Origin of the sequence: Marinobacter sp. VGCF2001, from assembly GCF_049943275.1 — a bacterium.
In the GTDB taxonomy this organism is placed as follows: domain Bacteria; phylum Pseudomonadota; class Gammaproteobacteria; order Pseudomonadales; family Oleiphilaceae; genus Marinobacter.
This window is the reverse complement of sequence record NZ_JBNFVX010000021.1, coordinates 1-18,697: the sequence shown is the minus strand read 5'-3', so window position 1 is coordinate 18,697 and position 18,697 is coordinate 1. Positions and strand designations below refer to the sequence as shown.

The window sequence follows — 18,697 nt, the reverse complement described above, 5'->3', positions numbered from 1 at the left end:
AACGGGCCGATTTCAAAACGTATTCTTGAAAACCGGCGCCGCTAGAGCCGGGCCTCAGGTGGCAGCGACCCAGACCCGGACGCTGCCAAACCAGGGGTAGTCTGCCAATAAGGCCTGGACTTTCTCGGTGGTTAGCCCAACGCCGGGGTGAGCCTCGTCCAGGAAGATTTCCAGGTGTACCCGGTTTTTCAGATAGTGCAGGCGAAGGCGGCTCTGGGGCGGAAGTTCCCCTAATGCGATGGTCAGTAGTTGTCTGATTTCCTCCCGGCCAGGCAGGTGGGGGTCGGTGGCGTTGGGAAATTTTTCGTCGTTTTCGGCGTCGATGTGGAAGTTGATATCCAGGATATTATCCAGAGCATCCCGCATTCCGCTCACGACTTTCATACCAATTTGATGCCCCTCGGATACGCTGATTTCCGGCCGGACCACCAGGTGCACGTCAAGCAGGATGTCGTGGCCCATGCGCCGACTGCGCAGTTCATGCACGTTACGCACACCGTCGGTGTCCAGGGCGATTTTTTTCAGCAGTTTGGTATCTTCTTCCGACAACCCGGTATCCACCAGTTCTTTCACGCTGTCCCAGGTAAATTTCCAGCCTATGTGGATAATAATCGCTGCGATAATGACCGCGGCGACGGCATCCAGCCACACCACCCCGAGCATCGCGCCGATGGTGGAAACCAGAACAACCACGGAAGACAGAGCGTCGGTTCGGCTGTGCCAGGCGTTGGCGATGATCAGGTCAGACCGGATTTTCATGCCGACGTGGCGGGTGTAGCGGTAAATCCATTCTTTCGCCGCCACCGACACAGCAGCGGCAACCAGTACCGGCCAGCCCGGAACCAGTTGCGCCTCCCCGGAAAGCAGGCGCAGCAGGTTCTCCCACGCGAGCGCAGCCCCCACGGCAATCAGGATGCTGCCCAGCAATAAGGTACCGAGGGTTTCAATCCTCTGGTGGCCGTAGGGGTGGTCTGCGTCCGGTTCTTTGCGGGAGAGGCGCATGACCGCTAGGACAACCCAGTCTGATGCCACATCGGTGAACGAGTGAATGCCATCCACCAGAAGCGCCTGGGAATGAAAAAGGGTACCCGCCACCACTTTAATCAGGCCTAGAACGGCATCCAGAATCATGCCAATGATGGTGACGCGTGAGGCCGCACGCTTCTCTGCAGTCAGGCTGGTTGGGGTATTCCCGGAGAGCTGATCGGGCTGTTCCATGGCATCGGCTCCGTGAGTGGCTGAATGTGGCCAGTATAGGGTGTTATCCGGATTAATGGGTGGATTTAATCGCATGACGCGGGTTGATTTATGCACATGATGACGAAGTTGTTACCCGTTAGCATTTTGTTACCAAACTCGTCAAACTCTAATTTAGTCTTTGTAACCTACTGAAAAATAACACTAAAATAGCTGATCAAAAAATGATCAATTTGTAGGCTGGCGCAGTTATCAAGGGATTGAGGCGCTTGCTATGCAATTTTCAACAGGGTTATCCACAGAATCCGTGGAAAAGCTCCGTTAGCCCATGTGGGATGGGGTTTTAGGCGGTTTTTCCGGTTTTTGTGGGATGGTGTGGAAAACTTTCGGTATACTCCCGCCACCCCGAGAAAGGAGTTAAACGATGTACGGCCTTCTGAGAAATTTGCTGTTTCGGCTGCCGGCGGAGCAGGCTCACAACCTGACCCTGGGTGGGCTCGATGTTGCTCAAAAACTGGGCGTTCTGGGCGCGTTGACCAAATCCCCGGCGCCTTGCCCCGTGAATGTCATGGGGCTGGAGTTTCCGAACCCGGTCGGATTGGCAGCGGGTCTGGACAAAAACGCGGATCATATCGATGCCCTGGGTGCGTTGGGGTTCGGCTTCATTGAAGTTGGCACTGTTACCCCCGTTGCTCAGCCCGGTAATCCCCGGCCCCGGATGTTCCGGCTGCCGGAGCATCAGGCGATCATTAATCGCATGGGATTCAACAACGAAGGCCTGGACCATCTGATCCGCAACGTTCGCGAGCGCCGTTACCGCGGCGTTCTCGGGATCAACGTTGGAAAGAATAAAGATACGCCGAACGACCAGTCAGAGCAGGACTACCGGAAAGGCATTGCTGCCGTTTACCCTTATGCCGATTACATTACCGTGAACGTGTCTTCGCCGAATACACCCGGTTTGCGGGATCTGCAATTCGGCGATTCGCTCAAGCAGCTGCTGTTTGCCATCAAGGAAGAGCAGGCCGTTTGCGAAGGTCAATATGGCCATTACGTGCCTGTCGCGGTCAAAATTGCGCCGGATTTGGATGATCAGGGCATCCGTTTTGTGGCGAATGCACTGCTCGAAGCCGGGCTCGACGGTGTGATTGCCACCAACACCACCATCAGTCGCGAGGCAGTACAGGGCCATCGTCACGAACATGAGGCTGGCGGTCTGAGCGGGGCACCGGTCCGGGAAGCGTCTGTGCGCGTGATTCAGGGGTTGTACGCGGAGCTGGGCGACAAACTGCCTATTATTGGCGTGGGCGGCATCACCGATGGTGAAAGTGCAGCTGAAAAAATCCGGGCAGGTGCCAGGCTGGTTCAGGTATATACCGGTTTTATTTACCGTGGTCCGGCGCTTGTTAACGAGGCGGTGGAGGCGATTCGGGCGGAACTTGGCTGAGGCCGGAAAGAAGGTGGGCCCGCTGAGCGGGCCCTTGCGGGGAACGAACCCCGTAGCGCTTCTTCGCATGGTACGGGGCGGGAGGCCCCGTTTTGGTTACTCTGGGTACTGCTCTGATTGTCGTTTTGCTGAGTGTAAAAAACAGATCAGGGTTAAACGGGGTTGGCCTTTGCCGCAATCATGTTGCGGTAACCGTGGCCAGTTTGTGGATGCCGGAGACGCCGGTCATGCCCTCCCAGTTATCTGTGCGGCCTTCTCGCCACCCGTTCAGCCATTCCTGGCGAACTTCCGGTTGTTCTAACGGGCAGCTGTCTTTGGATTTGCCGGACACGCCAGCGAGATAACCCCGCTTGAATGCACGAGCGTACATGTCTCTCTTCTGTCTTTTCATGCCGTTCCTCACTGATGGATTAACAGAACAAGCGTGTACACATCTGCAGTGACCATGGCACTCGGGGGCCTCTCCGGGGCAACCCACTATTGCCAGCTCCGGTCAGAGCAGTCAGGATCCTGTTAACGGAGGTTTTTACCAAGCCTCCGGAACGACGCGTCAAGTACAAGGTAAGACGAACATCGAGCCCTTGTACACTATTGTTTTAGTCTAAATGACGTTTTTATTATATTTTTTTGAAATAATAAATAAGGCGCGAAAATGGCTTTCGCCGCTATTCCGGAAACTTACCGGCTTTATCCAGAGAACCAGGAGTTGAACTTGTCCAAGCATATCTTTTTTGTAACCTGCCCCAAGGGCGTTGAGTACCTCCTGGCCGATGAGATGAAGGAATTTGGCCTGAGTCTGGTGCGGAATGCCCCTGCAGGCGTTTGGGTTGAGGGAGAGCTTGAGGGTGGCTATCGGGCGTGCCTGTGGTCTCGGCTGGCAAACCGGGTGATCCTGAACGTTGCGGAGGTGGACGCACGCAGTGCTGAGGAGCTCTACGACGGTGTCGTAACGCTGGACTGGCAAGCCCACATTCCGGCCGGGGGCAGTTTCCGGGTGACCTTCCTAGGGCAGAACGAGGCCATTCGCAACACTCAGTTCGGGGCCCAGAAGGTCAAGGACGGCATTGTCGACAGTATTCGCGGAGCCGGCGCACCCCGGCCTTCGGTAGCGCCGAAAGATCCCGACGTAACTGTGTCGGCCCGATTGAATCGGGGTCGCCTCTCGCTCGGCATCGATCTCAGCGGTCACAGCCTGCATATGCGGGGATACCGGACGGACAAGGGGGTTGCGCCGTTGAAGGAAAACCTGGCCGCGGCCTTGCTGATGAGAGCAGGGTGGCCGGCGATTGCGGCAGATGGGGGAGACTTTGTTGACCCCATGTGTGGTTCTGGCACGCTGGTGATTGAGGCGGCCTTGATGGCGCTGGATATTGCCCCCGGCCGAAAGCAGGAGCGGTTCGGATTTGAGAGTTGGCCGGGGCATCAGCCGGAGCTCTGGCTGGCTCTGCGCCAGGAGGCTGAACGCCGGGCCTATGAGGGCAAACAAGCTCGCATACCCGTGTTCGCCGGTTTTGACCAGGACGGCCGTGTGATTGCGACGGCCCGGAAGAACATTCAGCGCGCGGGCCTTGAAGGCCTGGTGCACGTGGAGGCGCAGCCTGTAGCGGAATTTGCTCGCGAGGATGCCTGGAGCAGCCAGGGCCTGGTGCTTACCAATCCTCCTTACGGAGAGCGGTTGAGCGAGCGCAAGGAACTGGCCGGCCTTTACCAGACTCTTGGGTCGGCGGTGAGTCGCGAACTGACGGGATGGCGACTGGGCGTGTTTACCGGTGCACCGGAGTTTGGTAAATCCCTTGGTTTGAGGAGCTTTAAGCAGTACAAGCTGTTTAACGGTAAGCTTCCGGCGCAATTGTTACTGTTTGATGTGCAGCCGGAAAATGCGATGACACCAAGAGACCCGGCCGCACCTGGTGAACTCCTGCCTCGCATCGCTAATCCCGAGCGAGCCGCCATGTTGCGCAATCGCCTGAAAAAGAATCTCAAGTTGATCGGCCAGTGGGCCCGGAAGCAGGGTGTGGGTTGTTATCGATTGTACGATGCCGATATGCCCGAATACGCCCTGGCGATTGATATCTACGAGGGCAGAGTGCACGTTCAGGAATACCTCGCCCCGAAGTCGGTAGACGAAAAGGCAGCCAGAGAGCGCCTGGCCGAGGCCATGGCGGTGATTCCGGAGGTACTGGATGTTGCCCCCGAGAATCTCGTGTGCAAGCAGCGCCAACGCCAGACTGGCACCCGGCAGTACGAAAAACAGGCAGCAACGGGTGAATATTTCAGGGTGCACGAACACGGTTGCACCCTGAAGGTGAACCTCAAGGATTATCTCGACACGGGGTTGTTCCTGGATCATCGGCCGGTGCGCCACTGGATACAGCAGCACGCTAAAGGCAAGCGTTTCCTGAACCTGTTCTGTTATACCGGTGCGGCGACCGTGCACGCTGCGGTGGGCGGAGCCAGCCGTTCGCTGAGCCTCGATATGTCCAGAACCTACGTCAGCTGGGCGCAGGATAATCTGGCCCTGAACCGCGCAGATCCACGTAAGCACGTGGTTGAGCAGGCGGATTGTCTTGCCTGGCTGGAAGACCGTAAAACTCAGGATCAGCGCTTTGACCTGATTTTTATGGACCCGCCGACGTTCTCAAACTCTGCCCGAATGAGTGGTGTTCTGGATATCCAGCGTGATCATGGCAGCCTGATACGCCAGTGCATGGCGCGTTTGGCGAGTGATGGCTTGCTGATTTTCTCCAATAACTTCCGCAAATTCAGGCTGGATGAAGCACTCGAAGCGGAGTATGAAGTGAGTGAAGTGAGCGCCAGCACCCTGGATAAGGATTTTCAGCGGAATTCGAAAATCCACCGGTGCTGGCATATCCGGCATCAGAATTCGTAACGGATACCCGAGGAAAACTGGAAGGCATTGGCACTGGTGTCGGTGTCTTCAAACAGCTTGCCACCCTCGAAAACCAGATAGGTGTTGTCCATAAGTTCAAGATCCAGGCCGGCCAGCCAGCTGAAACTGAAGCTGCTGCCGGGGTAGTCCCCCTCGGTATCCCGGAACTGCGCATTGGCGTCGGCATCCCGGTTATCCAGCGTTGCTTCGCCGCTCACATGGGTGAAACCAGCCTGGGCATAAACGTTGCCGAGTTCGCCGATCGGGTAGTGCAGGCCCATGTACCAGCTGCCAAAATAATCAACGGCCAGGCTGAGGTCGCCGCGGGAAATGTCGGCGTCACCAAACCCCGCGCCCAGCCGCACTTCCGCATGAATCAGATTGCTCAGGTGACCGCCGATGACGAGGGTGCCGGCCTGGCCCCAGCCTTCTTCGTCGGACACGGCAATAGAGCGATGCTCAATGGCCGTGGCAAGCAGCCCGACATAGTGTTTGTCGGAACGCGGGGCTTCCTGGGCGACGGCGGCAGGGGAGAGCAGACCGAAGGCGATCAGGCTGGTGGTAAGGAAACGGGGCAAGACGTTATTCATTATTATCGGGCTTCCTGTCGATGACGGTACTGACGCCCGATTCTGCCTATTGTAACGCTATGTTACGCAGACTTATGTCACAGTTCCCTGTGATCGCCCTGGGGTCACGGTTCGTTCAGATAGCCTTCTTCCCGCGCCAGCAGTAACAGGGCGTACACGCCATTTTCAGGGAGTTGGGGTTCAAGCCCTTCGTCAACAAGTAGTTGATGGCGGCGGTCTTCAAGTGCCTCGCTGTCCAGGGCCGTAATCAGTTCGCTGATGGGCGCAACCTCAAACGGTGGTTCGTGGCGGACAGCGCTGAAAATGAGGTCAACCAGAACTTCATCCGGGTCCAGCCCGTCGACAAAAACCGTCTGGTCAGACAGGTCTTCGTGTAGTTCTCTGACCAGCTCGATGACCGGCACACCCTGTTCTTCCAGATACATCAGATCAACATCGCCCAGATCGCCGTCTTCCGGCAACCAGGCATCTTCGGGCGCAATCACCACCGTTTTCATCTGACCCTCCGGGAGCGACCACGCCATAGCGGTGGGAAACAGGGCGTCGTCTGTCTGGCAATATTCGATATCCAGAAATTGGGGTAGCGACACAGGAAACTCCGAAGTGTTCATTGGGTGGCTATGGCAGTCCATCGCGAACCCGGTAGGAGCCGGCGCGGCTTCATGCCATACTGTGATCGCCATTATCATGCAATCAGGAAGATCATGGAACACACTGAATTCAATAAAGACTTGATTGAGTTTCTGGATGCCTCGCCAACGCCCTGGCATGCCGTCGCCACCATGCAAAACCGACTCGGCGCGGCAGGGTTCGAGGCGCTGGATGAGCGCGAGGAATGGTCTCTGGAGCCGGGCAAAGGCTATTACGTTACCCGCAACGGCTCTTCCATTATCGCGTTTCGCACCGGGACCAAAGACGTCGCCACCGCCGGTATTCGTATGGTGGGGGCACATACCGACAGCCCGTGCCTGAAGGTGAAACCCAACCCGGAGATTCGCCGCAAGGGGTTTTTCCAGCTGGGTGTTGAAGTTTATGGTGGCGCGCTGCTCAACCCCTGGTTTGACCGGGACTTGTCTCTGGCTGGCCGCGTGACCGTGCTGGACGATGGCGGCAAGGTGCGCGACACCTTGGTGAACTTCCGCAAGCCCATCGCGGTTATTCCCAGCCTGGCGATCCATCTGGACCGTGAGGCCAACAGCAACCGTAGTATCAATGCGCAGACGGACTTGCCGCCGGTGCTGATGCAGGTGCCGGAAGACGATACCACCGCATTCGCGGACTTGCTCAAGCAGCAGGTTGCCAGCGAATCGGGTATTCACGCCAATAAAGTGCTGGGCTATGAACTGAGCTTCTACGATGCCCAGGGAGCGGCGCTGGTGGGCCTGCGCGAAGAGTTTCTGGCGTCAGCCCGGCTCGACAACCTGCTCAGCTGTTACATCGGGTTGCAGGCGTTGCTGGCAACCTCGGGCGACGAGGCAGCATTGCTGGTATGCAATGATCACGAAGAAGTAGGCAGTATGTCTGCTGAGGGGGCCCAGGGGCCATTTTTGGGCGCGGTGCTGGACCGCTGGTGCGCCGCCGGGAAAACCCGTGCCATCGCCCGGTCGATGATGATTTCTGCCGATAACGCACATGGTATTCACCCGAACTACATGGACCGCCATGATGAGAATCACGGCCCGGTGTTGAACCAGGGGCCGGTTATCAAGGTAAATCATAACCAGCGCTATGCCACGAACAGCCGCTCCGCTGCTTTGTATCGGCATATCAGCGATGAACTGGGGCTGCCCCATCAGACCTTTGTTGTTCGCAGCGACATGGGATGCGGCAGCACCATCGGACCGCTGACGGCCGGTATTCTGGGCGTGACCACGCTGGATATCGGCGTGCCTCAGTTTGGTATGCATTCCATTCGCGAGACCATGGGCACCCGTGATGGCTACACTCTCTTCCAGGTGCTCAGAGAATTCATGCAGCGTTCCGAGGTTTTCTGAGGGGCAAAAGAAAAGGCCGCTGATGTGAATCAGCGGCCCTTCGGAATAAGTGGCTCCCCGAGCTGGGCTCGAACCAGCGACAAACGGATTAACAGTCCGTTGCTCTACCAACTGAGCTATCGGGGAACAGCATCAATATGGCGCGCATATTAAGTGCTTTAATTGGGTTCGTCAACCCCCTGAAATAAAAGGTCAAAATTTGCACAATGGGAAGCTGAAACCCTATCGCCCGCCAGTGTGGTTGCGAAATGGGCATATCCAGTCGGTGTGGCCGACTCTGTTCCGGAAGGTCAGTCTGCCGGGAGTGGAAGCCGAGATTCTGGCAACGGACGATAACGACGAGTTGCATCTGGATTGGTATCGCCAGGGCAGCGACCGTCTCGCTATCGTGTCCCACGGACTGGAGGGCCACAGCCGGCGACCGTATGTCCTGGGGTTGGCGCGAGCCTTGATGGCCGACGGTTGGGATGTGCTGGCATGGAACTTCCGTTCCTGCGGTGGCCGGATGAATCACCAGCCGCGCTTTTACCACAGTGGTGCCACCGCCGATCTGAACGCGGTGGTGGGGCGTGCACTGAGTGAGGCTTACGACAATGTGTTCTTGTCAGGGTTCAGCATGGGCGGGAACCTGACGCTGCTCTACCTCGCCGAGCAGGGGGAACGCGTAAACAGCCGGATCAGCGGGGCGGTAACCTACTCTGTGCCACTGGATCTGGCAGGCAGTGCCGATGTTCTGGCGCTGCCAAGCCGCCGTATCTATATGCAGCGTTTTCTGAACGATCTTCAGGTCAAAATGCGGGAAAAATCCGAAAAGTTCCCGGATCTTATTGATGTCAGTGGCTTTGAACGCATTCGCAACTTCCATGAATTCGATAATCGTTATACCGCCCCGCTGCATGGCTTTCGAGACGCGAACGAGTACTGGGAACAATGTTCGGCGCTGTTCCGCCTGGCCGATATCCGTGTACCGGCTCTGGTCGTTAATGCGGCCGATGACCCGTTCCTCTCCGCGCGCTGTTATCCGCAAAGCCGCCGTGCTTTGGGGCATCATGTGAGGATGGAGGTGCCCGACTGGGGCGGGCACGTGGGCTTTGTCCAGCACGCCCGGGATGGTCTTTACTGGTCCGAAAGGCGGGCGCTGGGCTTTGTGCGCCAGAGCCTGTGAGGCCTTAGCTGCTGGCCGGATGGGTCAGCAGGGGCTTCAGTGTTGGCCAGATGTTGTCGAGTAGCTTAGGTTGGGCGGCTTCGGTGGGGTGAATGCCATCGTCCTGCATCAACTCTTTCCGGTTGTATATCCCTTTCAGAAAGAAAGGAACCAGAACGGTGTCGAACTGGTCTGACAGGGACGGATAGATATTGGCAAACAGGGAGGTGTAACGCTGGCCGTAATTGGGCGGGATCTGCATACCCACGAGAAGTGGTGTAGCACCGGAGTTGCGGACTTGCTTGATCATATTGGCCAGATTAGATTCGATAACATTGGGAGGAAAGCCGCGCAGGCCGTCATTGCCGCCAAGCTCAATAATGACAACGCCCGGTGTGTGGGATTCCAGCAACCCGGGGAGTCGGCGCAGGCCGCCATCGGTGGTCTCACCACTGATGCTGGCATTGATCACTTCCCATTTCAGCCCCTGGCTGTCCAGGCGATTGCGCAACAACTCAACCCAGGCCGTTTGCGAGGGCACACCGTAGGCCGCGCTCAGGCTATCGCCCAGAACCAGAACCGTGTTCTGGCTTGCGGCTGCGGGCAGGGCGAGCAAAAGCAGCATTGAAAGTGCGATTGATCTGGCGTTCAGCAATAACGTATGCATAGTAATCTTGTACATCCTCTACAGATTCCCCAGCACAACTAACGGAGCGACCGTGAACCAGATGACGGATCTCAGCAAAACCGATAGCAGCCCCATGTTAAGGGTGTCCGACCTGACCCACCGGGTGAGCCTTGAAACCGATACGCTCACGATCTTGCAAGGGCTCACTCTGGAAATCAATCGGGGAGAGTCCGTAGCCATCGTTGGTCGGTCGGGTTCCGGCAAAACAACGCTGCTCGGGCTTCTGGCGGGGCTAGACACTCCCAGCGCAGGGACTGTTGAACTCGACGGTGCCGTCATCAGCACACTCAGCGAAGATGATCGGGCAAAGCTCAGGGCCCGTCGGGTGGGCTTCGTGTTCCAGTCGTTTCAGCTATTACCTGCACTCAGCGCGCTGGAAAACGTGATGTTACCGCTTGAACTGGCCGGGATGGAAGCGCCTGAGCAGCGTGCCCGGGATCTGCTCGAACGTGTTGGCCTGGGGGAGCGGCTCAACCACACCCCGCGCCAGCTGTCCGGCGGCGAACAGCAGCGGGTTGCCATTGCCAGAGCCTTTGCGTCCGATCCTGCGATCCTGTTTGCCGACGAACCAACCGGTAATCTGGACAACCGCACCGGCCAGGCGGTTTCCGACCTGCTGATGGATCTTAACCGGGAGCAAGGCACCACGTTGGTGATGGTCACGCACGATGAGCACCTGGCGGCCCGTTGTGGACGTCAGCTGCATATTGAGGCAGGAGTGTTAACAGAGCCAGGTCTGGCTCAGGAGCCCGCGTACTGATGGCTGTTTCCGGAAAACTTATGTCGGTAAACCGCGACTGGCGGGAAAGGGATGTCCGCGTGGTACTGGTCGCCCTGGTGATTGCAGTTGCAACCGTGGCGACCATTGCGTTGTTTGCCAGCCAGTTGCAGCGCACGTTGGTCACCTCAGCCAGCTCCTTCCTGGCTGCAGACCGGCAACTGGAGGCCGAGAATGGCCGGCCGGTCCCGCCCGAGTGGCTTGACCAGGCGCGCAAGCAGGGCCTGAAAACCGGGCGCATGGTCGAGTTCTCTACCATGGTATTCGGAGAGAGCGGTTTTCAGCTGGTGTCGGTAAAAGCGGTCAGCAACGAATACCCCCTGCGAGGTGAGGTCGAGATTCAGCCTGGCGCCGATGCTCCCCGGCAAATTGTTGCAGAGGGCCCGGGCCCGGGCGAAGTCTGGATCAACCCCCGCTTACTCCGGCTGCTTGAGCTGGACATGGGCGACACGCTGGAAGTCGGTAATCTCAAGCTGGAAATCACCCGGTTGCTGATCCGTGAGCCAGACGGTGGCTTCCGCTTATCGTCGCTGGCACCGCGCGTGATGATGCACGTAGACGACGTGGCCGGGACCGGCGTCGTGCAGGAGGGCAGCCGGGTAGAGTATGTCTATCTGTTCGCTGGCCCCGAGCCGGCACTTGAGGCCTACTACCAATGGCTGGCACCGCAGCTGGAGCCCAGTCACGAATGGGAGGGAGTGCGCGATGGTGAAACCTTTTCCCGTTCCCTGGAGCGAGCAGAGCGCTTTCTGCTACTCGGCGGCAGTCTGGCGGTATTGCTGGCGGCAGTGGCGGTTGCGGTTGCCAGTCGTCAGTACGCGCTTTCACAGCGGGATACCGTGGCCTTGCTGAAAACCCTTGGGTTGTCCAGCCGGGGCATCGGAAAGCTATACCTCCGCCGGCTGGCGCTCTGGGGAGCGGTTGGCCTGGCGGGTGGTCTGGCCGTGGCTCTGCCGCTTTTCTGGGTATTGGTGAGGTTATTGAGCGATGTGTTGGAACGCCCCGTCGATTTTTATCTCGACCCGGCGGCACTGACTCCGGCGCTGTTGACGGCGCTGGTGTCACTCTTCGCCTTTGCTTACCCGCCCATCCGGCGTTTGCGGCACGTGCCGGCCATGCGCGTGTTGCGCTCCCAGCCGGGTGAAACCGGCCGTGAGGCTGTCCCGGACATGATCCTTGCAGTGGTAGCGGTGTTCGGACTGGTTTGGCTCTACGCGGGTGAATTGATGCTGGTTGCGGCGCTGCTGGGTGGGCTGGTGCTTCTGCTGGGCGTACTCGGATTGTTGGGATGGGGCATGGTGGCCCTGCTACGCCGGGTGCGGGGCGGTGGTAACGCCTGGCGCCTGGCTTTGGTGGGGCTGTATCGGCACCGCCGTGCCAGCATGGCACAAATGGCAGTGTTCGCCATGACATTAATGCTGGCGGCGACCCTTATTCTGGTGCGTTCTTCCTTGCTGGACGACTGGCAGGCACAACTGCCGGATGACGCTCCAAACCATTTCCTGATCAACATAGCACCGGATGCGGTCGAGGACGTTGATGAATTCTGGAGCAGCCAGGGCTCACCCCTGGAAACGCTTTATCCGATGGTGCGCGGCCGATTGACGGAGCTTAACGGCGAACCGGTGAAAGAGGCTGTCAGCAAAGACGAACGCGTTGGCGCCCTAAACCGGGAGTTGAATCTCACCTGGATGGCCGAATTGCCAGAGGACAACCAGATTGTCAGCGGCCAATGGTTTGAGCGAGAGCAGACAAGCGGTGTTTCGGTAGAAGCGGAACTCGCGGAGAAGCTCGGGCTGGCTCTGGGCGACCGGCTGACGTTCACCATCGGTTCCAGCAAGGTAACCGAGCCGGTGACCAGTATCCGAACGGTCCAGTGGGACAGCATGAAGCCGAATTTCTATATGGCATTCCCGCCGGGTGGCGGCCTGGCAGATATGCCCGCTACCTGGATTACGGCCTTTTATCTGGACCCGGACAATAAACTGGCCCTGAACGAATTTTCTCGCCAGTTTCCGACGGTCTCGGTGTTAGAGATTGACCACATCATTGACCGCATCCAGCAGATTGTCAGCCAGGTAACCCAGGCGATTGAGGCAATCCTGGCGCTGATTCTTGCGGCGGCGCTGGTGGTTATGGCAGCGGTGGTCAGTGCGACTTTACGGGACCGACAACGGGAGGGTGCGCTGCTGAGGACCCTCGGAGGGCAGCAATCGTTGCTGGCGCGCAGCACCATGCTGGAGTTTGCGTTGCTTGGATTCTTCGCCGGCACTCTGGGCGTTATTGCCGCCGAGGGGGCGGTCTATGCGCTGCAGGCAGGGATGTTCCAGGGCACTTTCCGGTGGCACTGGCAGATCGTGCTGCCCGTGCCACTGATTGCCGCAGTGTTATTGGCACTGTTTGGCCGATGGCAGCTCCGGCCGGTGCTGAGTGTGTCTCCGATGCTGTTGTTACGCCGGCTGGAATGATGGTCGGCGTTGTTTTGGCCCAGCTTACCGGTAGCGCTCGAGGATGGCGTCCAATTCGCCATTCTCGCGCACGTTCGCCAGTTCCTGGTTAAACGCACTGGCAAAGTCGGCCCAGTCCTCGCGGAGCATAATCCGGAAACCGAATTTGCTGATGCCGTCGACCGAGGACCGGAATTCCGAGGTCAATCCCTCGTTTTTCAGAATCCAGTGGCCCAGAAGGCGGTCGGCCAGCGCTGCATGGAACTGGTCACCGTGCAGGACAAAGGTGAACAGTTCTCTGTCCCGGGAGACATCGAAGCGCTTGATGCGCTCGTCTTTGAAATAGGGCTCGAGGCGGGGATAGAGATACCCCAGATGCGTGACGACCGTCTTGCCGTACAGGTCCGCAGGGTGCGCGAATTGCAACTTGGAGGTTTTGGGGAAGAAGAAAACCTCCTCAACATACACCACGGAATCCGTGAATACATAGTTTTCAGGTTCCCTCGTCCATTCGATGGCCCGTGGGGTGCCGTCTACGTAACCCTCCTGAAGCATCTGATCAATGCGCTTGCGAGGAATCTTGACGGCTTCAACTGTGTAGCCGAGGCGCGGAATAATGAGATTTACCACGTCCCACATGATCCCGGCGGGGCCTTCCTTGCCGACAATCAGATAGGGTGGGTATCCGTTGGGCGACACGTTGAATCTGAACGTTTTGTCAGAGGATGTGCTGTCGGTGTTGGCAGCAGTGCAGGCCGAAACGAGAAGGCCGGCCAGCAGGACTGCTGCGCGGAGGGTGTTTTGGAAGGGGTGGACACTAAGCATGATCGCGAAACTCTGGGTGGGCCCAGCCTATACGCTGGTCAGAACATTACCCGGCCAACTCCCTGCCAGAAATTCTGTAAGATCTTACCGTGTTGAGGCTTTATTTCAATCAATCTGAATCTAACTTTAGGCTAACCCGGGGTCGTCCCCCGGGCATATAGGTGCCTGTCTCAATTCACGCCCAGGCGCGACGCAGAACGGTCATGGCATCCTCGAGAGACACTTCTCGCGGATTGAACATGATGGAGCCATCGTCGAGCGCCATGGTGGCAATACTCTCCAGTTGGTTTTCGATCACCTTGCCGGTCTCTCTGAGCGTGCGCGGCAGTTCACAGCGCTTGTGCAGGGCATCACGCAACTTCCGAATGGCAGAAATACTTGCTTCGGCACGACGGCTGGCCGGTGTTGCGGAATAAACTTCCGGACCTTCGAGATACAGCAACAGTTCGCCCAGCGGCTGGCGGATGCTCTCAAGATTGAACTCGAGCACATACGGCAAATAAAGGCTCATGCACAGGCCATGGGGCAGGTGGCAGATGGCGCCCGTGGCGTGACCGAGAGAATGGACGAGGCCGACCATGGAGTTGGAGAAGGCGATACCGGCCATGGTAGAGGCCTGGGCCAGTTCCAGCCGGCCATCGCTGTCTTTCGGGTTGTCCATCACGGAAAGCAGCGACTGGCTGATTTTTTTGATGGCGGCTGTGGCGTAGGCATCGCTCAGGGGATTCTTGGCCATGCAGGTATAGGCTTCGGTGGCATGGGTCAGAGCGTCCATGGCCGTTGCTGCGGTGATGTGAGGCGGCAATGTGAGCGTCATGCGCGGGTCGATAATGGCCGCGTTGGGCAACAGGAAGGATGAGGTAAATGGCAATTTTACGCCTTTTTTCTCGTCAGTAATAACGGCCACCGAGGTAACTTCCGAGCCAGTGCCCGCGGTGGTGGGGACAACAAAAAAGGGCTTGAGCGGGTGCTTCAGTACACCGGCACCACTGTATTTCGCAATGTCGTCTCCGCCTTCGGAGACCAGAATATTTACAGCCTTGCCGGTATCGATGGCCGAGCCACCGCCTACGGCAATGATCGAGTCGCATTTTTCCTGGCGGTAGATGCCCGCGATATCGCGAACGACCGCGGTGGAGGAATCCGGCGGGACATCGTCATAAACCGAGACAATCTCCAGGCCGCTTTCCTCGCAGGCGGCAATAACCGGGTCGAGCAGGCCGGCAGCGCGCACGCCCTTATCGGTAACGATCATTGGCCGTTTTGCAGCCAGGCCGGTGAGCTCGTAAGGGATATGCTCCAACGCAGATTTACCGGCAATGACTTTGACCGGGCAGAAGAACTCGTAGTATTTGTTCGTCATTATGCTCTCGCTGTCTCGACAAAATGGGTGGCGACTTTCAGATAGATGCGGGCGGCACTGATCAACTTTTCTGGCAATTTAATCGTGTCCGGGTATTCCTTGACCGCTCGTTCGGCAACCAGCCTCGGCAGAATAAAGGATTCCAGACGGTTGAGAACCCGTGTCATGCGAACGGCATAGCTCACATCTCCATCGACCAGCATCCGGTCGTTCGCGAATGCCACAGACGTTTTCTCCTGGAACGACAGCACCAGAAAGGCGTGGGCAATGTGTTTGAACTGGATCGACAGATCGACCGGGCGCGGGGCCTCTCCGGTGTGATAGTGCAGCCGGCCGTTGCCAGTGTGTTCAACAAGCAGTTTCGGCCCGTTGGGCATGACCTGCATCTCGAACAGGAAGCCCTCCGGCAGCTCCCGGGTTTCGTGACGGGTGGTTTCATCCACCTCGCTGATGGCCTGCAGGGCCCGACCCATCACCTGGAACATCAGGTCTACATAGGTTCTGCGGGCGTGGGACATCATCGGTTGAAGTCGTTTTACGATCATGATCGCCATCCGTTTGTTGTTGGATACCCTGATTTTTAGAGTTATTGCTCTAGAAGTCAATGTAATCTGCGACGCGGCGATGCCGTCAGCTGTGCAAATGTGACAGGCATAAAAAAACCGGGCATTCGGGAGCCCGGTCTTTCACCTTGAAGCAGCGGGTCAGCTGCTGAGTTCGGCCAACTTCCGTTTTGCTTCGGCGCCTACATCACCGCCGGCCTCGGCGGCTGTGGAGTAGTAGCTGACCGCCTCGCTGCGTTGGCCCTGCTGGCGCGCAATGTCGCCAAGCCGCAGGTAGGCGATAGAGGTGGGAACCACCTGATTGGCGTTTTTCAGGTGGGTCTTTGCCTTCTCCAGATTGTTCAGTTCTATTTCATTCAACCCGTTGTAGAGCTGGTACTGGAACATTTCGGGATACAGTGCCACCGCTTTATCAAAGTCTGCCCTGGCTTTCTCCGGTTGATCCGTGCCCCGGTATATGCGCCCTCGTAAAGCAAAGAACATGGCTTCGCGGGGTTCAAGTTTGATGGCCGTGTTTACTCGTTCAAGCGCCTTGTCGAATTCACCTTCCGAGGCCAGCTTCATGGCTTCGTCGTGGGCCTCATAAGCCGGTTGCAGCTTCTTGATGGTTGCGATGCGACGCTGGTAGACGTCCCGCCCGCGATAGCCGCCTGCTCCGATTTTCTGTACCAGTTCCTGGTTTTCCTGAACCCGCTTAGCTGACGGAGGGTGAGTGGCGAACATCCCGTCCAGCCAACCGCTTTGCCGGCCTTCGGATAATCGTAAAAACAGTTGCTGCAATTCCACAGCTGCCTGCGGGTTGTACCCGGCCTCTTTCATGTATCGGATGCCATAGGCGTCGGACTCAAGTTCATCGCCCTGGCTGTATTGGGCCAGCGCGAGCTGCGCGCCCACTGCAGCGCCGCCCATAATCAATCCGGCCCACTCATTGTCAGACAGGGCAAATCCCAGCCCCGCCACGCCTGCACTGATGAGCATTCCCTGTTGCATTCGCTGGACGCTGTGGCGCGCAGCAGCGTGGACAATTTCATGGCCCAACACAGATGCCAGCTGTGCTTCATCCTCTAGCTCGACCAGCAGGCCACGGTTGATGGCAATTTTGCCACCGGGCAATGCCCACGCATTGGGCACGCTGTTGTTCAAAACGACAAACTCGTAGGGGAGGTCTGGCCGATCGCTCACCCGGGCAAGTTTCTGGCCCACCTCCTGTACGTAGATGGACAGTTCCGGGTCAATATAAAAACGGCCGCCCTGGGTTTGCTGTGTGGGCGTGTACTGTTCGGCGCCCATGGCCAGTTCCTGGTTCTCGGAAATCAGCGAAAGCTGCTTTTCGCCGGTAACCGGGTTGACGGAGCATCCAGTCATTCCGGTCAGGCTCAGTGTTATTGCCGCTACCGCAAAATATTTTTTTAACATGCCGGGTCTCACCTGTGGCTTTTGGCGTTGGGGGTAAGGTTATAGCACAGACTTTCGCGTGTTTCAGGCTTCCGCCGACCGCAGTGGCCCGGGTACGCCCCTTGGCGTATCATAGGGTTACATTGAGTTCCGTCACCTCTGCACGCCGGGCATTGTAAGCATCCGATACCCGTTCCTGCTTGCTAACGCTCGGGATCTGTACCGCCGGGATTTTCACTCTGGCGCGATATCGACGCTCTGGAATGGCAATGCCTTTGAAGAAGCGCCAGTGATCCGCTCCGGCTCGGATGTGACACCCAAGACCTGAACGGCAGGACAGTCCTGAATGAATGATGAAACCCGAATCAACCGGGTCAACCGGTTTATCAGTACGCTGAATCAGGCCCGTGAGCTGGGCCTGAACGCCACCGATGCGGGCGAAGGATACCTGGTGGTGGAGCTGCCCTACAGCGACAAGATTATTGGCAACCCGGATACCGGCGTTATCCATGGCGGTGCTATCACCACACTGATGGACACGGCATCCGGTTCGGTGATGATCTGTGCCCTGGAAGATTTCGAGTTGTGCCCAACCCTCGATTTGCGGGTGGATTATATGCGCCCCGCCGAGCCCCGAAAGCCGGTGTTTGCCCGTGCCGAGACGTACAAGGTAACCCGCAATATTATTTTTACCCGCTGCGAGGCCTATCAGGAGGGCGGGGAAACCATTGCCAACTGTGTCGGCACCTTTATGCGGATTGGCAAAGAAGCCACACCGAAGTCATATCGAGATCTGATTACCGGAGGTGAAGAATGACCGACGCGGAAATCCTCCGACATACCCGGGAAACCGGGGACTTTAACCGGATGATGGAGAGCATCCCCTACGCCAGTTGGATCGGCCTTCAATGCGAGCGCTTTGGCGATGATCTGATTTTCCGGTTACCGAAGAAAGAGGAAAACCTCGGCAACCCGATCCTGCCGGCCATCCACGGTGGCGTGATAGGTGGCTTCATGGAAATGTCAGCAGCCATTTACCTGATTATGTCCCAGGATACCTTGCGAATGCCGCGCATTGTGGATTTCTCCCTCGATTATCTGCGGGCGGGTTTGAATCGGGAAACCTATGCCGAATGCCACCTTACCCGTCAGGGTAACCGCGTGGCCAACGTGATGATCTCCGCCTGGCAGAAATCCCGCTCTCAGCCCATCGCCACGGCCAGGGCCCACTTCCTGCTCGAAGACTGATTTTGCCTGTCGGCCGGGGTTGAAATGCTCCGGCCCACCCCCATTCTTGGTGACAGATTGCCCGGCACTGGTGCAGGCAAGCGTGTGGGGATGGCTTTCCGAAACACGCTGTGAATACGTCCGTGTAC

At 57.8% G+C, this 18,697-nt stretch carries 17 protein-coding genes and 1 tRNA gene; 8 read left to right on the top strand and 10 right to left on the bottom strand.

From position 1 onward, the window contains the following. Positions 1-54 precede the first annotated feature (54 nt). Entirely contained in the window at positions 55-1,218 is a 1,164-nt protein-coding gene (locus ACP2AU_RS15520; protein ID WP_426377125.1) for a cation diffusion facilitator family transporter, read from the bottom strand. 403 nt (positions 1,219-1,621) lie between these two features. On the opposite strand from ACP2AU_RS15520, the gene ACP2AU_RS15515 reads away from it, so the two are divergent. Beyond that, complete coding sequence (locus ACP2AU_RS15515; RefSeq protein WP_426377124.1) at positions 1,622-2,644, top strand: quinone-dependent dihydroorotate dehydrogenase; 1,023 nt, start codon at positions 1,622-1,624, stop codon at positions 2,642-2,644. A gap of 178 nt (positions 2,645-2,822) precedes the next feature. On the opposite strand, the gene rmf is transcribed toward ACP2AU_RS15515, so the two are convergent. Further along, entirely contained in the window at positions 2,823-3,035 is a 213-nt protein-coding gene (gene rmf, locus ACP2AU_RS15510; RefSeq protein WP_426377123.1) for a ribosome modulation factor, read from the bottom strand. A gap of 321 nt (positions 3,036-3,356) precedes the next feature. Here rmf and rlmKL point away from each other — a divergent pair, with 321 nt between their 5' ends. After that, the gene (rlmKL, locus tag ACP2AU_RS15505; protein WP_426377122.1) at positions 3,357-5,534 is read left to right on the top strand and encodes a bifunctional 23S rRNA (guanine(2069)-N(7))-methyltransferase RlmK/23S rRNA (guanine(2445)-N(2))-methyltransferase RlmL; all 2,178 of its coding nucleotides are present in this window, start codon (positions 3,357-3,359) and stop codon (positions 5,532-5,534) included. Here the strand turns inward: rlmKL and ACP2AU_RS15500 are convergent. Together ACP2AU_RS15500 and ACP2AU_RS15495 are read right to left on the bottom strand one after the other, a co-directional pair. Next, the gene (locus ACP2AU_RS15500; RefSeq protein ID WP_426377121.1) at positions 5,522-6,124 is read right to left on the bottom strand and encodes an outer membrane beta-barrel protein; all 603 of its coding nucleotides are present in this window, start codon (positions 6,122-6,124) and stop codon (positions 5,522-5,524) included. The genes rlmKL and ACP2AU_RS15500 overlap by 13 nt on opposite strands. A 104-nt stretch (positions 6,125-6,228) precedes the next feature. Continuing rightward, entirely contained in the window at positions 6,229-6,714 is a 486-nt protein-coding gene (locus ACP2AU_RS15495) for a hypothetical protein (RefSeq protein WP_426377120.1), read from the bottom strand. A gap of 114 nt (positions 6,715-6,828) precedes the next feature. On the opposite strand from ACP2AU_RS15495, the gene ACP2AU_RS15490 reads away from it, so the two are divergent. Then, positions 6,829-8,118 carry a M18 family aminopeptidase gene (locus ACP2AU_RS15490; RefSeq protein WP_426377119.1) on the top strand — a complete coding sequence of 430 codons (1,290 nt, stop codon included), beginning with the start codon at positions 6,829-6,831 and terminating at the stop codon, positions 8,116-8,118. Between the two features lie 50 nt (positions 8,119-8,168). On the opposite strand, the gene ACP2AU_RS15485 is transcribed toward ACP2AU_RS15490, so the two are convergent. Next, positions 8,169-8,244 (bottom strand) — tRNA-Asn (locus ACP2AU_RS15485). A 73-nt stretch (positions 8,245-8,317) separates the two neighbouring features. Between ACP2AU_RS15485 and ACP2AU_RS15480 the strand changes: the two genes are divergently transcribed. Continuing rightward, positions 8,318-9,283: a YheT family hydrolase gene (locus ACP2AU_RS15480; protein ID WP_426377118.1), complete on the top strand. Its 966-nt coding sequence runs from the start codon at positions 8,318-8,320 to the stop codon at positions 9,281-9,283. 4 nt (positions 9,284-9,287) lie between these two features. On the opposite strand, the gene ACP2AU_RS15475 is transcribed toward ACP2AU_RS15480, so the two are convergent. Further along, positions 9,288-9,929 carry an arylesterase gene (locus ACP2AU_RS15475; protein ID WP_426377155.1) on the bottom strand — a complete coding sequence of 214 codons (642 nt, stop codon included), beginning with the start codon at positions 9,927-9,929 and terminating at the stop codon, positions 9,288-9,290. A gap of 61 nt (positions 9,930-9,990) precedes the next feature. Between ACP2AU_RS15475 and ACP2AU_RS15470 the strand changes: the two genes are divergently transcribed. Next, a complete protein-coding gene (locus tag ACP2AU_RS15470) occupies positions 9,991-10,710 on the top strand; it encodes an ABC transporter ATP-binding protein (protein ID WP_426377154.1) in 720 nt (239 codons plus the stop codon). Continuing rightward, positions 10,710-13,196, top strand: a complete 2,487-nt coding sequence (locus tag ACP2AU_RS15465) for an ABC transporter permease (protein WP_426377117.1) — start codon at positions 10,710-10,712, stop codon at positions 13,194-13,196. Before ACP2AU_RS15470 ends, ACP2AU_RS15465 begins: the two co-directional genes overlap by 1 nt. 24 nt (positions 13,197-13,220) lie before the next feature. Here the strand turns inward: ACP2AU_RS15465 and ACP2AU_RS15460 are convergent, their stop codons facing one another. From ACP2AU_RS15460 to ACP2AU_RS15445, 4 genes are all read right to left on the bottom strand, one after another. Next, positions 13,221-13,874, bottom strand: a complete 654-nt coding sequence (locus ACP2AU_RS15460; protein WP_426377116.1) for a substrate-binding periplasmic protein — start codon at positions 13,872-13,874, stop codon at positions 13,221-13,223. 301 nt (positions 13,875-14,175) lie between these two features. After that, positions 14,176-15,363, bottom strand: coding sequence for an iron-containing alcohol dehydrogenase (locus ACP2AU_RS15455; protein WP_426377115.1), 1,188 nt, complete (start codon positions 15,361-15,363; stop codon positions 14,176-14,178). Further along, positions 15,363-15,908 carry a hypothetical protein gene (locus ACP2AU_RS15450; RefSeq protein WP_426377114.1) on the bottom strand — a complete coding sequence of 182 codons (546 nt, stop codon included), beginning with the start codon at positions 15,906-15,908 and terminating at the stop codon, positions 15,363-15,365. Before ACP2AU_RS15450 ends, ACP2AU_RS15455 begins: the two co-directional genes overlap by 1 nt. Before the next feature lie 159 nt (positions 15,909-16,067). Then, positions 16,068-17,342 (bottom strand): M48 family metalloprotease, encoded by a 1,275-nt coding sequence (locus ACP2AU_RS15445; protein WP_426377113.1) that lies wholly within the window; start codon positions 17,340-17,342, stop codon positions 16,068-16,070. A gap of 325 nt (positions 17,343-17,667) precedes the next feature. Between ACP2AU_RS15445 and ACP2AU_RS15440 the strand changes: the two genes are divergently transcribed. Both ACP2AU_RS15440 and ACP2AU_RS15435 read left to right on the top strand, forming a co-directional pair. Next, positions 17,668-18,138, top strand: coding sequence for a PaaI family thioesterase (locus ACP2AU_RS15440; protein ID WP_426377112.1), 471 nt, complete (start codon positions 17,668-17,670; stop codon positions 18,136-18,138). Further along, a complete protein-coding gene (locus ACP2AU_RS15435) occupies positions 18,135-18,569 on the top strand; it encodes a PaaI family thioesterase (RefSeq protein ID WP_426377111.1) in 435 nt (144 codons plus the stop codon). The genes ACP2AU_RS15440 and ACP2AU_RS15435 overlap by 4 nt, the downstream gene beginning before the upstream one ends. Positions 18,570-18,697 lie beyond the last annotated feature (128 nt).

Excerpts from the sequence above, each read along its gene's own strand:
- ACP2AU_RS15520 (WP_426377125.1), bottom strand. The coding sequence starts at position 1,218 with ATGGAACAGCCCGATCAGCTCTCCGGGAATACCCCAACCAGCCTGACT.
- ACP2AU_RS15515 (WP_426377124.1), top strand. The coding sequence starts at position 1,622 with ATGTACGGCCTTCTGAGAAATTTGCTGTTTCGGCTGCCGGCGGAGCAG.
- rmf (WP_426377123.1), bottom strand. The coding sequence starts at position 3,035 with ATGAAAAGACAGAAGAGAGACATGTACGCTCGTGCATTCAAGCGGGGT.
- ACP2AU_RS15500 (WP_426377121.1), bottom strand. The coding sequence starts at position 6,124 with ATGAATAACGTCTTGCCCCGTTTCCTTACCACCAGCCTGATCGCCTTC.
- ACP2AU_RS15490 (WP_426377119.1), top strand. The coding sequence starts at position 6,829 with ATGGAACACACTGAATTCAATAAAGACTTGATTGAGTTTCTGGATGCC.
- ACP2AU_RS15475 (WP_426377155.1), bottom strand. The coding sequence starts at position 9,929 with ATGCATACGTTATTGCTGAACGCCAGATCAATCGCACTTTCAATGCTG.
- ACP2AU_RS15470 (WP_426377154.1), top strand. The coding sequence starts at position 9,991 with ATGACGGATCTCAGCAAAACCGATAGCAGCCCCATGTTAAGGGTGTCC.
- ACP2AU_RS15465 (WP_426377117.1), top strand. The coding sequence starts at position 10,710 with ATGGCTGTTTCCGGAAAACTTATGTCGGTAAACCGCGACTGGCGGGAA.
- ACP2AU_RS15455 (WP_426377115.1), bottom strand. The coding sequence starts at position 15,363 with ATGACGAACAAATACTACGAGTTCTTCTGCCCGGTCAAAGTCATTGCC.
- ACP2AU_RS15450 (WP_426377114.1), bottom strand. The coding sequence starts at position 15,908 with ATGATCGTAAAACGACTTCAACCGATGATGTCCCACGCCCGCAGAACC.
- ACP2AU_RS15445 (WP_426377113.1), bottom strand. The coding sequence starts at position 17,342 with ATGTTAAAAAAATATTTTGCGGTAGCGGCAATAACACTGAGCCTGACC.
- ACP2AU_RS15440 (WP_426377112.1), top strand. The coding sequence starts at position 17,668 with ATGAATGATGAAACCCGAATCAACCGGGTCAACCGGTTTATCAGTACG.
- ACP2AU_RS15435 (WP_426377111.1), top strand. The coding sequence starts at position 18,135 with ATGACCGACGCGGAAATCCTCCGACATACCCGGGAAACCGGGGACTTT.